13 protein-coding genes are annotated in these 12,888 nt (G+C 27.5%); 4 read left to right on the top strand and 9 right to left on the bottom strand.

Annotated elements, in window-relative coordinates; translation table 11 throughout:
* Positions 1 to 3: 3 nt before the first annotated feature.
* The 3 genes from CKV87_RS10100 to CKV87_RS10090 are packed head-to-tail and all read left to right on the top strand — an operon-like array spanning position 4 to position 1,567.
* On the top strand, positions 4 to 777 hold the full coding sequence (locus tag CKV87_RS10100) for an NUDIX hydrolase (protein ID WP_012147907.1): 774 nt from the start codon (positions 4 to 6) through the stop codon (positions 775 to 777).
* 40 nt (positions 778 to 817) lie between these two features.
* Complete coding sequence (locus CKV87_RS10095; protein ID WP_004510906.1) at positions 818 to 1,201, top strand: RidA family protein; 384 nt, start codon at positions 818 to 820, stop codon at positions 1,199 to 1,201.
* A gap of 9 nt (positions 1,202 to 1,210) precedes the next feature.
* Positions 1,211 to 1,567, top strand: coding sequence for a hypothetical protein (locus CKV87_RS10090; RefSeq protein WP_004510905.1), 357 nt, complete (start codon positions 1,211 to 1,213; stop codon positions 1,565 to 1,567).
* Positions 1,568 to 1,576: 9 nt separating this feature from the next.
* Here the strand turns inward: CKV87_RS10090 and CKV87_RS10085 are convergent, their stop codons facing one another.
* The 4 genes from CKV87_RS10085 to CKV87_RS10070 all read right to left on the bottom strand — a co-directional run bounded on the left by CKV87_RS10085 (position 1,577) and on the right by CKV87_RS10070 (position 5,496).
* A complete protein-coding gene (locus CKV87_RS10085) occupies positions 1,577 to 3,685 on the bottom strand; it encodes a helix-hairpin-helix domain-containing protein (protein ID WP_012147906.1) in 2,109 nt (702 codons plus the stop codon).
* 75 nt (positions 3,686 to 3,760) lie between these two features.
* Entirely contained in the window at positions 3,761 to 4,165 is a 405-nt protein-coding gene (locus CKV87_RS10080) for an ester cyclase (protein WP_004510902.1), read from the bottom strand.
* Positions 4,149 to 4,376 (bottom strand): hypothetical protein, encoded by a 228-nt coding sequence (locus CKV87_RS10075; protein ID WP_004510901.1) that lies wholly within the window; start codon positions 4,374 to 4,376, stop codon positions 4,149 to 4,151. The genes CKV87_RS10080 and CKV87_RS10075 overlap by 17 nt, the downstream gene beginning before the upstream one ends.
* Before the next feature lie 28 nt (positions 4,377 to 4,404).
* The gene (locus CKV87_RS10070; RefSeq protein ID WP_012147905.1) at positions 4,405 to 5,496 is read right to left on the bottom strand and encodes a hypothetical protein; all 1,092 of its coding nucleotides are present in this window, start codon (positions 5,494 to 5,496) and stop codon (positions 4,405 to 4,407) included.
* A 210-nt stretch (positions 5,497 to 5,706) separates the two neighbouring features.
* On the opposite strand from CKV87_RS10070, the gene CKV87_RS10065 reads away from it, so the two are divergent.
* Complete coding sequence (locus CKV87_RS10065; protein WP_012147904.1) at positions 5,707 to 7,293, top strand: nitrite/sulfite reductase; 1,587 nt, start codon at positions 5,707 to 5,709, stop codon at positions 7,291 to 7,293.
* Between the two features lie 24 nt (positions 7,294 to 7,317).
* On the opposite strand, the gene CKV87_RS10060 is transcribed toward CKV87_RS10065, so the two are convergent.
* From CKV87_RS10060 to CKV87_RS10040, 5 genes are all read right to left on the bottom strand, one after another.
* Positions 7,318 to 7,821 carry a hypothetical protein gene (locus CKV87_RS10060; protein WP_012147903.1) on the bottom strand — a complete coding sequence of 168 codons (504 nt, stop codon included), beginning with the start codon at positions 7,819 to 7,821 and terminating at the stop codon, positions 7,318 to 7,320.
* Positions 7,805 to 9,379: a PepSY-associated TM helix domain-containing protein gene (locus tag CKV87_RS10055; RefSeq protein WP_012147902.1), complete on the bottom strand. Its 1,575-nt coding sequence runs from the start codon at positions 9,377 to 9,379 to the stop codon at positions 7,805 to 7,807. The genes CKV87_RS10060 and CKV87_RS10055 overlap by 17 nt, the downstream gene beginning before the upstream one ends.
* A gap of 9 nt (positions 9,380 to 9,388) precedes the next feature.
* A complete protein-coding gene (locus tag CKV87_RS10050; RefSeq protein WP_012147901.1) occupies positions 9,389 to 9,691 on the bottom strand; it encodes a hypothetical protein in 303 nt (100 codons plus the stop codon).
* 11 nt (positions 9,692 to 9,702) lie between these two features.
* Positions 9,703 to 11,787, bottom strand: a complete 2,085-nt coding sequence (locus tag CKV87_RS10045; protein WP_012147900.1) for a TonB-dependent siderophore receptor — start codon at positions 11,785 to 11,787, stop codon at positions 9,703 to 9,705.
* A gap of 102 nt (positions 11,788 to 11,889) precedes the next feature.
* The gene (locus tag CKV87_RS10040) at positions 11,890 to 12,870 is read right to left on the bottom strand and encodes a helix-turn-helix domain-containing protein (RefSeq protein WP_012147899.1); all 981 of its coding nucleotides are present in this window, start codon (positions 12,868 to 12,870) and stop codon (positions 11,890 to 11,892) included.
* Positions 12,871 to 12,888: the final 18 nt, after the last annotated feature.

Raw genomic sequence — 12,888 nt, 5'->3', positions numbered from 1 at the left:
ATTATGAATAATACAAGTATTGAATATATATTTGATTTTAAAACAAGTCTTGACCCATATAATGGTTTGACTATACAAAGTGAAGATTTACCTAAAACAAAAGAAGAGTTTGAAACTAATTTAGCTTATTTGATAGATGAAGTAAAAGATAAAAGAAATCTAATTTGGATTTATATAGATATAAAAAAATCATCATTTATTTCAATTGCTACAAACTTTGGTTTTACTTTTCACTCTTGTAATAGTGATTATTTACTTTTAGTAAAAGTTTTAAAAGAAAATGCAATAGTTCCAACTTTAGCAAATCATACTTTAGGAGTTGGTGCAGTTGTTATAAATAAAAAAGATGAGATACTTTTGATAAAAGAGCAAATACGAAATGAGTATTATAAACTTCCTGGTGGACATATTGATGATGCTGAGATGATAACAACTGCTTTAAGTAGAGAAGTTTTTGAAGAAACAGGAGTAGTTGTAGAATTTGAGAAGATTATTTCTTTGGGGCACTTTTATCCACATCAATTTCATAAGTCAAATTTGTATGTTTTATGTAAAGCTATTCCAAAAAGTACAAAAATAGATATAAAAGATAAAGAAGAAATCAGTGAAGCTATTTGGCTAAATGTTGATGAAATGTTTGTTCGAGATGATATTCATAACTATACAAAAGCTATCGTAGAAGCAGCTGTAAAAAGTGGTGGTTTATATATGAGTGAAACACCAATTTTAAATCATCTTAAAAATGAATTTGAGCTGTTTTTTTCTAAAAACAAGTAAAAACTAAATATAATACAAATTTTAAAATAAAGGATAAAAAATGAAAAAAATAGTAAGTACACCAGATGCACCAAGTGCAATAGGACCATATAATCAAGCAACAACTTTTGAAAAGTTAGTATTTACTTCAGGACAAATCGCACTTGACCCAAAAACTATGGATATAGTAAGTGGTGGAGTTCAAGAACAAACAAAACAAGTTATGGAAAATCTAAAAGCTGTATTAGAAGAAGCTGGAAGTTCTTTTGAAAATGTTTTAAAAACAACTTGTTATTTATCAGATATGGATAACTTTGTAGCTTTCAATGAAATCTATGGTCAATACTTTAAAGCTGAAACTGCACCTGCAAGAAGTACAGTTGCTGTTAAAACATTGCCAAAAAATGTTTTAGTTGAAGTAGATACAATAGCTTTTAAGAACTAAAAAATATTTATGTTTTTAGGAAAATGTCCATATTGTGATGATGGACAAATAGAAGTTAGAAAAAAAGAAGTTCGAGGTAAAAAAGTCGAACTTTATGCTTGTTCAAATGCTTCTTGGGTAAGTGAAGATGGCGAACTATTTGAATTGAGTGCAGATTCTAAATGTGGATTTAAGATTTGGCAAAATGCATTAAGTCGATATGGTCACTATCTAAAACATAGTGAAGTAAGAGCTATATTAAATGGTGAAGAATTAGAGTTAAAGTTCAAATCTCAAAAAAGATATGGACAAAAACAAAGAGTGGATTACTTTAAAAAAGTAATCCTTCATCCTGAATATGGTGTTGAGGTTTTGTTTGGTGATTAATTCTTTGAGTTAATTTTTTAAACTTAACCCAACTCTTTGTTTTTCTAAATCTACACTTATTACCTTTAGATTTTCTAGATTTTGATTTATACTTAAAACATCACTTGCATGAGATATTCTTTTTTCACTGATTTGTGAGATATGAAGTAGGGCATCATTTTTTAGACCAATATCCACAAAAGCACCAAAATCTGTGATATTTCTTACTATTCCACTTAAAATATAGCCTTCTTTTAAATCATTTATATCTAAAATATCATTTGCAAATTTTACTTGATTGAACTCAGTTCTTACATCATATCCAGGTTTTAAAAGTTCAGTTACGATATCTTTTAGTTTTAGTAAACTTGTATTTATCTCATTTGAAACTTTTTCAAAATCTTTTATCTCTTCAACTTTATAGTTTTTTTGAAGTTTTGCAGTTACTTCATAATCTTCAGGGTGAATGGCAGTGTTATCTAAGATTGATAATCCATCTTTGATTCTTAAAAATCCAACACATTGCTCATAAGCTTTTTCTCCAATACCTTTTACTTTAAGCAGTTCATTTTTAGTATTGAACTTTTTGATTTTATTTCTATGTTCAACTATGTTTTTTGCTAATTTTTCGGTAATCCCAGAGATAAAAGATAGAAGTTTATATGAAGCAGAGTTTAAATCAACTCCAACTTTATTTACTAAGTCAATAGTGATATTTTCAAGTTTTAAAGCTAACTCTTTTTGGTTTACATCGTGCTGATATTGACCAATCCCAAGTGATTTTGGGTCAATTTTTACCAAAGCTGCCATTGGGTCACGAAGTCTTGAAGCTATAGAAATTGCACCTCTTATTGTAACATCAAGATTTGGATACTCTTCAATAGCAATTTTTGAAGCAGAATAAACACTAGCTCCTATTTCACTAACGATTGCGTAGTTTACATCTAAATTATTTTGTTTGATTAGTTCATTTATAAAGTTTGCAGTTTCTCTTGAAGCTGTTCCATTTCCTATTGCAATAGTTGTGATTTTATATTTTTTGATTAAATCTAATACAACTTTTGATGAGCTTACTATATCCTCTTTTGGTTTTGTTGGATATATAACTGCACTATCTAAATAAAGTCCATTTTCATCAATAACAGCTAATTTACAACCAGTTTTATATCCTGGATCCATTCCTAAAATCATTTGATTTACAAGTGGTGCAGTTAAAAGTAGTTCTTTTAGATTTTTTCCAAAAAGTTCTATAGCTTCACTACTTGCTTTTTCTTTTAAAGCTGTTATAGCTTCTCTTTTTAGACTTGGAAGAAGTAGTCTTTTTAGTCCATCTTTATAAGCATCAAAAACTAACTCTTTTGAACTTTCTGCATTTATTGGGATTTTATATTTTTTAATATTTTCTAAAATATGATTTTCATCAATTTCAACTTTTATTGAGAGTTGTTTTTCATTTACACCTCTTAATATTGCTAAAACTCTATGAGATTTTATATATTTTATTTTTTCATTACTATCTACAAATGAAGCATAAAGACCATTTTTATCAAGCTCTTTAGTTGCTTTTATTTCAAGTGTTCCCCAATTTGCTATTAGGTTTCTTAAAACCTCTTTTGATTTGAAATCATCTGCATATCTTTGTGCGATGATATCTTTTGCACCATTTATTGCTTCATCAATAGTTGTAATATTTTGATTTAAAAATTGTTTTGCTTTTTGATTTATCTCTTCAAGTGAGTATTTCATACTTTGGATTATATTTGCCAAGGGTTCTAAACCATTTTCAATAGCAGCTGTTGTTCTTGAAGATTTTTTCTCTTTAAATGGAGCATAAATATCTTCACAAGCTTGAAGTGTTGTTGCACTTTCAAGATTTTTTAAAACTTTCTCATCTAAAAAATTTTTCTCTTTTAAAAGAGCTATTATCTCTTCTTTTCGTACAAGAAGTTTTTTAGAGTATTCATAAACTTCTTCAAAGATACGAAGTTGTTCATCTGTTGCACCATCTGTAAAATCTTTTCTATATCGTGCAATAAATGGGATAGTACAACCTTCGTCTAAAAGTTTTATGATATTTGAAATTACTTTAGATGAAAAATTTGTTTTTTCTTTTAAAATTTCTATTAAATGATTGTTCAAAATAAGCCTTTGTTTTATATAAAAGTGAGTGTTTATTGTTAAAAAAGATTTATAAATCTTTCATAAACATTAAGTTTATGAAAGTTGTTGAATAAGTGTTTTTAAATCACCAAGTACCCAAATATCTATAATTTTTCCATCTTTAAATTTAAAAAATGAAGCACCATTATAAGTGATTTTATTGTTAGTTGGTTCATAATCAAGTAATTTTCCAGTATGTCTTCCGTTATATAAAGCTCTTACAGCGATATTATCTTCTTCACAAACCATTGTTATAATACTATGAAAAAGATTTGGAATAGCAGTTATCATACTATCCATATATTTTTCAAACTCTTTTTTCCCTTTTACAGTTATATCTAATGAACCGTGAAAGGTGATATTATCATCAAATACGATGTCAATATACTCTTTTTTATGTTTATTCCATAATTCATCATAATACAGTTTTACTAACTCTTTATTAGTCAATTTCTTCATAATTTCCCTTGTTTGTAGGACTATAATTATCATAATCGTAGTTGTCATAGTCGTCATAATCAACAGTGAATATTTTAGGATAACCTAACTTTACAAGTTCTTTATCAATATTCTCTTCAGTTAATCTATTTTTTACTCTATCCATAATTAATTCAATATGCTCTTCACTTACATCATTTGCTCTTAATTCGTAAATAATAGCCAAATTCATAGTTTTAATTTCCTCTAAATTAAATTGTTTATTTTTTTAAGCATTTATCGATATATAAACTGCTTAAGATGTGTAAAATTGCTTTAACAGACTTTATTGAAGCTGTTTCTTCAACTGTGTGATAACCAGTTGTTGGTATTTGTAAAGTTGTACCTTGAATAGTTCCATTTGATTCCATAACTATTCTTCCAAGTTCTGTACTTCCTAAAGATAAAATAGGTAATCCATTTTCTTCTCTAATTTTATTTTTTTCTTCAATAAAAGTATCTTTACAAGAAAAATCAATATCATTTTTATGACAAAACTCTTTTAGTTGTTTTAAAATAGGAGATTTAAATTTTGCATTTACATCTTTATTTCTCAAAACTACTAACTGCTTATCTGCTTCATCTCTTGTATCATACGGACTTGTATCTAAAACTAATAGTTCATTTGTTGATAGATTATTTTTTTTAAACCATTCATATACATATCTCCAAGATTTTCCAGCTTCTTCTTGTGCTGTAAAAAATGCAGTACCTTGAAATCCGTTTTGATATAAATAGATTATTATTGCAGCAGAGATAACATTATCAAGTTGAGCAGATATTAAATCATCTTTTCTTTTTAGTTTGTCACTAAAAGCTATTGGAGTTCCTGGTTGTAAGTGAGATAAACCTTCAATTTCAAAAATTAGATTGTTTATTTCTTCACACATAAAAGCATCTTTTATTTGACCAATACCAAGATAACTTCCACTCCAAGGTTCGTAAGCAAGAACTTGTTGATTTATATATCTTTTTGCAATCAACTGATATGTTTGTTCTGATAGTGAATTTCCTCTTAAATCTGAACGATTCTTAGCTAAAAATGCAGCAAACTGAAATTCATTTGGTCCAGTACAAATAACTCCGTGTCTATCGATGTGTGCACTTAATATTCCTTTTGTAGGATTATTTCCTTGTGCAACGAGTAAACCATCGTAATATTGTGTTTTTATTCCTATCTCTTCTAATTCTCTTTTTAAATATAATAAAAAAGAGTGTTCAGCACCAGTTACTGATGGAACTCTTATTAGTTGTTTTAAAAGGTCAAGAAAAGGAACAAAATTTTCTGGCTCATTTATAAATGAAGCGCTCAATATATTCTCCTGAAAAATTTAGATAGAATAAAGAAAATTGTTTTATTCTACGTCGTAATTATAAACTATAAAAAATTAAAAAATTTCAATTTTTGTAATTGAAATTATATATTAGTAATTTAATCAAGATTATTTTAATACTTGTTTAAAGTTAAAGGAATATAATATCACATTTTAAAACAAAAAATTTAACTATTTTGTGGAGTTATTATGGAAAAAGAATTATCAGCTTTAGAGCAACTAAAAGCTTCAAGAAATCCATTAAGAGTAATAGATGATGTATATAAAGAGGCAAATGAAGGAATACCATTAAAAGATGAGTATATTGGACTTTTAAAATGGTATGGAATGTATCCTCATGTAAATAGTGATGGAACAGAAGATAAAAAATATTTTATGAAAAGAATCAAATTAGTTGATACTAAAATGAATTTAGAGCAACTAAGAGTTATGAGTGAAATAGGGCAAAAATATGCTCAAGGACTTGTTGATTTTACAACAAGACAAAATGTACAATTTCACTATATTCAAATAAAAGATATTCCTGCGATATTTGATTTATTAGGTAGTGTTAATTTAACTTCAAGAATGGCATCAGGAGATGGACCAAGACCAATTATGACTTGTCCTGTTAGTGGAGTAGATGAAGGTGAAATTTATGATGTAAGAGCACTTGTAAAAGAAGTTGATAACTATTTTGATAAAAATGATGATAGATTCTGTAATTTCCCTAGAAAATATAAAATAGGTATAAGTGGCTGTAAATGTCACTGTGCATCTCATGAAATACAAGATGTTGCTTTTACTGCATTTAAAAAAGAAAATGGTGAAGTTGCTTTTGATTTAACTATTGGTGGAGGTTTATCAAAATCTAAGCAAATAGCAACAAGAGCTTCAAGATATGTAAAACCTGAGCAAGTTTTAGATGTAGCAGTTGCTTGTGCTGAGATTTTTAGAGATAATGGAAATAGAAGTAATAGAAATAAAGCAAGAGTTAGACACCTTTTAAATGATTGGGGAATTGAAAAATTTGTTGATGAAATAGAAAAAGTTATTGGTTATAAACTTGAAGTTGGAGAAAAAGAACCAAAAGTTGCATCTTTTGAAAATAGAAATCACTTTGGAATAAATAAAGAAAAAACAAAAGGTTACTCTTATGTTGGATTTGCAACAAATTCTGGAAGAGTTGCAGGAAGTGATTTTGCTAAATTTTATGAAATCTGTAAAAAATATAATGCAGGTGGAATAGCTTTAACAGCAACTCAAAATTTTGTAGTTTATGATGTAAAAGATGAGGTTGTTCAAGATTTAGCAAATGAGTTTGTAGCTTTAGGTTATCCTTATGAACCAACACCATTTAGAGCAAGATTACAATCATGTACTGGAAAAGAGTTCTGTAAATTTGGAATCACTGAAACTAAAGAGTATGCAAAAAAAGTTGTAGTTGAACTTGAAAATAAATTCCCTGATTTTAAAGAAGATGTGACTATTTCATTTTCTGGATGTGGAAATGCTTGTTCTCATCCACAAATTTCAGATATTGGATTTGTTGGAGCTATGATTAGACATGAAGGACAAAGAGTTGAAGGATATGAAGTTTTATTAGGTGGGAATTTAGAAGGTACACAAAAAAGTAGAATTTCAAGAAAAATTGGTGTAAAAGTTCCTGCTAGCGAAGTGGTGAATTATATAGAAAAATTGATAAATGATTATAAAGCTGATAATTTAGGACAAAAAAGATTCAAAGATTATTTAGCAGCATTAGAACCAGTTGGTGCAGTTAGCGATGATGAATAAAATAGATATGTGATTTTCACATATCTATTTTTGTATCTCTTTTAAAAGTTTATTTGTATTTTTTATACTTACAAAAATTGTTGCAAAAAGTAAAACAAAAGCTAAAATTATACTAATAGTTACAGCAGGACTAGAAGAGATTTGCATCAAACTTCTACTTGGTTTTTCTTCTTTTTTTGTTTCAGTTTTTAACTCTTTTTTTTCTTCTACTTTTTCAAAACCATGTTGTGGAGCAATTCCCATTTTTTCTTCAGTATGACCAGGACCTCCATCTAAAATAACTTTATATGGAATTTTTGGAATTTGTACAACTAATTCATCATCTGATAGTCTTTGCTGAAAAAGAATTTCTCCTGAATGAATAGCTACTAATTTTACTAAAGCTCCAGCAGCACTTTCACCTGTATTAAACTCTCCTACAACGCTTATTGTTCCATCATTATTATCATATAAACTCAAAACTAAAGAGTGAGCAAAAAGATATATAGGTGTAAATAATATAAGTGAAATTTTAAATAGTTTTTTCATCTGTTTTTCCTTTGTTAAATATTTTAGTTAATGTAAAATCTTTTCTATTTTTTGGTAGTTTTTTTGAAATATAAATCAATAATAATCCAAATAAAACTAAAGTTATATCAACTCCAAAATAGCTATTTAAAAGTGTTTGAAAATTGAAACTTGTTAAGTGCATGAAAACAGCTACAATAAATAAAACTCCACCAATAAATAAAAACTCTTTACTTGCTTGATACGAATTTATTCTATAAAATGACCAAAATAGAGTGAAAAGCCAAACATTATAAAAAAGTCCTTGTTGCCATAAAACTCTATCTTCTAAAGTAAATGGTAAAGTCCATTGTAATATGAATAAAATTGCAGTTGCAGGAACAACTCCGACCATTGTCGCTAAAGATAATTTCCCCATCCAATGATAAAAAGTGATTTTTCCTTCAAACTTTTTTGCTTTTTTTTCAAGCCATAACATTACTCCAAATCCAATAGCAACTCCACAAAGCGCCATTATAAGTGCAACAATTACTCTTGAAAAGATATCAATACCAAATAAAAAATGTAAGAAAAATAGTCCTTCAGCTACAAATACAGGAATTATATTATCAAGAACTTTTTTATTTTCAAGTAGTTCACCTGTGTGTGCATCTAAGGCTACATAAGGAATATTAAATATTCCACCATTTAAAAATGGTTTATAAGGGTTATATCCTATAAACTCAACTCGTGCTGTTTTATCATTCCAGTTTATAAGTTTTATTTGTTTAAATGTTAGTTGTGGATTTATCTCTTGTGCTTTTATCAAAAGTTGATTCAAAGGTAACATTGAAACTTCAATATTCTCTTTTTTTATAGGTTTATTTTGTGGGAAAAGTGTACTTCCTACAAGTTCATCTATTGCCTTTGCTTCACCATGGGTTAACATTTTTGCCATTGGTGGAGCAGAAATAAGTCCTACATTCATAACTGCACCACTAATTGTAATAAGTAAAAATGGTACAAAAGCCCAAGTAAAAATTTTTACATGAATTGTAGAGAATAGGGCTTGTCTATTTTTTGCTTGATATTTAAATTTAAATAAATATATTAAAATAAGTCCAGTTACTACTAAAGCCAAAGTTCCAACAGCTGTAAATCCAAAAGCCAATCTACCAATTAATTTTAGTGGTTGTCCATAATGAAGTTCATTTAAAAAAGCTGCTAAATATGTAATTTCTTTAGATTCATCTTCTATTTTTTCATTTGTATTAGGATTAAATACTATTGGTTTTACAAATCGATTTTGTACACTAACTGCTGTATCTCCAAGTCTTCCTGGAAGATTTATAAGAATATTATCTCTTGGAAAGTCTGGATTTTTTAAAACTTCTTCCACCATATAGTTATAATCAATTTTTGTTATATCACTTTTTTCTATATAACGAGATGGTTTTTCCCAGTTTTGAATATATGGTAAAAATATAGCAAATATACCAAAAAATATTGCTAAATACATAATAATAGAAAAAGTAATACCAGCTGCTATATGTAGAGCAAAAAGTCTTTGTTTAAATAGTTTTAATTTTGATTCTTTCATTTATAATCCTTAATATAAAATATAAAGTGATATAGAAAAAATCACAGTTGGTATTAAAACTTTTAATAAAGCACTAAGTTTTGTGTAAGATAAAGCAATCCAAGTAGCAGTACAGGCCCAAGTAAAAGTATTAAACATAATAGAGATAATTCCAGATTGTGAAACTTTCATTGGTAGTAAAAAAGCTACGAGAGTCATACCTAAATAAGCAACAATTAAACCGCCAAAAATGGCGGCTAATGTTCTAAATAATCCTATTTTTTTTCCTGAAGCTTCTGGAATAGCTAAGTAATTATAAAATTTTTTTAACATAATTTATTCTTTTAAAACTTGTAGCCAATAGTTGCTAAAATAGTTCTAGGAGTTCCTACATATACTCTCGTTCCTGCTGCATTGCTAGCTAGAGCACCATCAACATATTCTTCATCCGTTAAGTTTTGTACACTTAAATTTGCTTTCCAATTTCCTTTTTTATAACCAATTGTTGCATTGTAAATAAGTGCTGAATCAAGTTGTATGTTATTTGCATCATCAGCATATTTATTTCCTATATATTTAGCTCCTCCACCTATATAATAATCAGGTAAATTTAAAGCTGTTAATTTATAAGTTGTAAATAGATTTGCTGTATGATTTGGAATATTTCGTAAATCTTTATTATTTGCATCTTTATTTTTTGTATCTACATATCCATAAGAAGCAATAACTGATAAATTTGATGTAATATCTCCACTTAAATCTATTTCAAATCCTTGACTTTCTTGTTTTCCACTTGAAATAGACCAACCTCCAACAGCTGGAGCATTTGGATCAGCTAAAGCTATATTTTCTTTTTCTATTTTAAAGAAAGCTGTTGTTAAATCGAATTTATCATCAAATAGTTTTTGTTTAACTCCAAATTCATAACCTTTCCCTGTCTCTGGATCTAAAATCTTTCCATTTTTATCCATTGCACTATTTGGAGTGAAAGATTCTGAATAATTTGTATAAAATGAAGTTTGTGATGATAGGTGATAAACTAAACCAAATGATGGAGTAGTTGCATCTGTTCTTTGTCCATTTTGTGGTTTTGATTCACTATATCTTACTCCTGCACTAAAAATTAAATCATCAGTTAAATTTATATTATCTTGAATAAATGTTCCCCATGACTCTACATTTGTTTTTGGTGTTGTCATATTCATTGCATTTGGATGATCACTTAAACTTGTAAGATGTTCATATATTGGATGAGATAAGTTTATATTATATGGCACTGTTGGTACATAAAACATAGTAGTTTTTGAATAAGCCTTATTATAATCAGCCCCAATACTTAAATTATTTTTTTTGCCAAATAAATCAAATTCTTTATTTATAGTTTCTTGTAAAGCATGTTCTTGAAACTCTTGTTTTTGGTATGCATATGCTCTTGTTACGATATTTGTTACTTGATTATATCTTTGTGGCATATGAACATCACCATTAACTCCTTTATAATCAATATATCTATATTTTAAGTTTGAATTCCAAGTGTCAAAAACACTATCTAAATCAAAGCCAGCAATTTTTTGTGTTTTTTCAAACTCTTCATCTGGATGTGAAATCATATTTTTAATTGGAGCGATTAATTTACCTTTATTATTTACATAAGTTCCAAAATCAGAAGGTTCTGTTTGATCTGTATATTCAGTCACAAAAGTAATAGTATTATTATCATTTATATCATAAGCTAGACTGGGAGCTACAAAAATTTTATTTGTATCTGTATTACTATTTGTCCAACCTTCATCATACTTTAAAAGAGAAGTCAATCTAAAATATAAAGATTTATCGTTATTTAATGCTCCACCTAAATCAATCTTAGGGCTATATGATGGATTATCATTTGCTTCAAGCTCAACTTGAGCTAAAGAGTTTTTTGTTGGTTTTTTCTTAACCAAATTTACTAAACCACCTGGACTTGATTCTCCATATTGAAGAGAATCTGGACCTTTTAGAATCTCTATCGATTCATAAGCAAAAATTTCAGGACGGGCTATTTTATTTGTAATTTTCATTCCATCCAATAAAATAGGAACGCCTGAAAATCCTCTCATAGATATTTGATTTGTTCTTCCATGACTACTTCCTGTATAAATAGTATTTGATGACATAGTTATAACATCATCAATATTTTGAAGCTGAGCATCTTCTATAAAATTTTGATTAAAAGTTTGAATAGACTTTGCCATATCTTCTTTAGACATTTTTGTTCTATTTAGATTAGCTTTTTCATCACTTTGATAATTAGAGTTAGAAGTTCCACTTACAGTTATGGTTTCAAGTAATGTTGTATTTTGTTCTTCTTGTGCAAATAATGCCGAGCTTGACAATAAAATAACACAAAGTTTAATTGATAGATTTTTTTTAGAAAAATCATTTTTCATTAATTACTCCTTGTTTTTTGTCAGGAATATTACAAAAAATGATTTTTGTTATCAATACAAAAAAATCATAAACAGGAAAAAAACAACTAAAAAAAGGAAAAATTAAAAACTGTAAATTTGTTTTTTATAAGTATTAGGTGAGATATTAAAATAGTTGAAAAAAAGTTTACTAAAATGACCAGTGTGTTTATATCCAACTTTCGTAGCAACTTCATTTATACTAAAATCATCTTTTAGTAACTCTTTTGCAACTTCTAGCCGTCTTTTTTGAAGCATCTCTAATATAGTCATTCCATAATATTTTTTAAAATCTTTTTTTAAATAACACTCATTTATAGCAGATTTATAAGCTATATCTTTTATAGAGAGATTTGAACTATATTCACTCATTATTATCTCTTTTGCTCTTTCCAAATTTGAAACTCTATTTTTATCATAGTTTGTTGATAAAGCATTTAAGTTTTTTGCTATTTTTTCAATTGTGTAGTGAAGTAAATTCATCCCTTTTGATTCTAAATACAAATTCTTTAATAAATCTTCATCAAAACAACTGCTATTAAGTGTATTTAAAATTTCAAATTGTTCTAAATCAATATTTCCATTATAAATGTGATACCGATTTTTTTCATAAGCTTTAGTCATATAATCTTTTATATTTTTTATAGGAGAACCAAGTTTTAAAAAAAGTTCTTCTTTTATTGCTATCATCAAAGTTATATATTTTTTGCCTTTTTTCAGATGATTTTGGGCATAAAATTTATCAGAAATAAGTTCTAAGAAAAAGTCTTTATTTTTAAGGGTGAAGTTTTTATCCTCAAATGAGTAATTTAGTTCTTCTCCAAGATTAAAAATAAAAGTAGCTCCAGCAACTCCACCGCTTTCTTCTATTAGTGTGATATCTTGATTTGGTATAAAGTTTCTAATTAAAACACCTATGCCATTTCCCATATCGTACCAAAAATAAGTTCCTTTTCCTAAACTTTTATTTATAGTTCTTATATGAATTAATCTTTCAAATGGATTTAATATCTCTTTTTGCAACTCTACCCAATTGTGAAAATCAACTTTTGGATTATTACTCATAAAATATCCTAAACAAAT

This window comes from Aliarcobacter butzleri, from assembly GCF_900187115.1.
Classification (GTDB): Bacteria; Campylobacterota; Campylobacteria; order Campylobacterales; family Arcobacteraceae; genus Aliarcobacter; species Aliarcobacter butzleri.
Note: the sequence above shows the minus strand (reverse complement) of the source record. Positions and strands in the feature narration are given on the sequence as shown.

What these genes read in the sequence shown, in the direction of transcription:
- CKV87_RS10065 (WP_012147904.1), top strand. Translation starts at nt 5,707, where the DNA reads ATGGAAAAAGAATTATCAGCTTTAGAGCAACTAAAAGCTTCAAGAAAT.
- CKV87_RS10075 (WP_004510901.1), bottom strand. Translation starts at nt 4,376, where the DNA reads ATGAATTTGGCTATTATTTACGAATTAAGAGCAAATGATGTAAGTGAA.
- CKV87_RS10050 (WP_012147901.1), bottom strand. Translation starts at nt 9,691, where the DNA reads ATGTTAAAAAAATTTTATAATTACTTAGCTATTCCAGAAGCTTCAGGA.
- CKV87_RS10055 (WP_012147902.1), bottom strand. Translation starts at nt 9,379, where the DNA reads ATGAAAGAATCAAAATTAAAACTATTTAAACAAAGACTTTTTGCTCTA.
- CKV87_RS10090 (WP_004510905.1), top strand. Translation starts at nt 1,211, where the DNA reads ATGTTTTTAGGAAAATGTCCATATTGTGATGATGGACAAATAGAAGTT.
- CKV87_RS10045 (WP_012147900.1), bottom strand. Translation starts at nt 11,787, where the DNA reads ATGAAAAATGATTTTTCTAAAAAAAATCTATCAATTAAACTTTGTGTT.
- CKV87_RS10060 (WP_012147903.1), bottom strand. Translation starts at nt 7,821, where the DNA reads ATGAAAAAACTATTTAAAATTTCACTTATATTATTTACACCTATATAT.
- CKV87_RS10040 (WP_012147899.1), bottom strand. Translation starts at nt 12,870, where the DNA reads ATGAGTAATAATCCAAAAGTTGATTTTCACAATTGGGTAGAGTTGCAA.
- CKV87_RS10100 (WP_012147907.1), top strand. Translation starts at nt 4, where the DNA reads ATGAATAATACAAGTATTGAATATATATTTGATTTTAAAACAAGTCTT.
- CKV87_RS10080 (WP_004510902.1), bottom strand. Translation starts at nt 4,165, where the DNA reads ATGAAGAAATTGACTAATAAAGAGTTAGTAAAACTGTATTATGATGAA.
- CKV87_RS10095 (WP_004510906.1), top strand. Translation starts at nt 818, where the DNA reads ATGAAAAAAATAGTAAGTACACCAGATGCACCAAGTGCAATAGGACCA.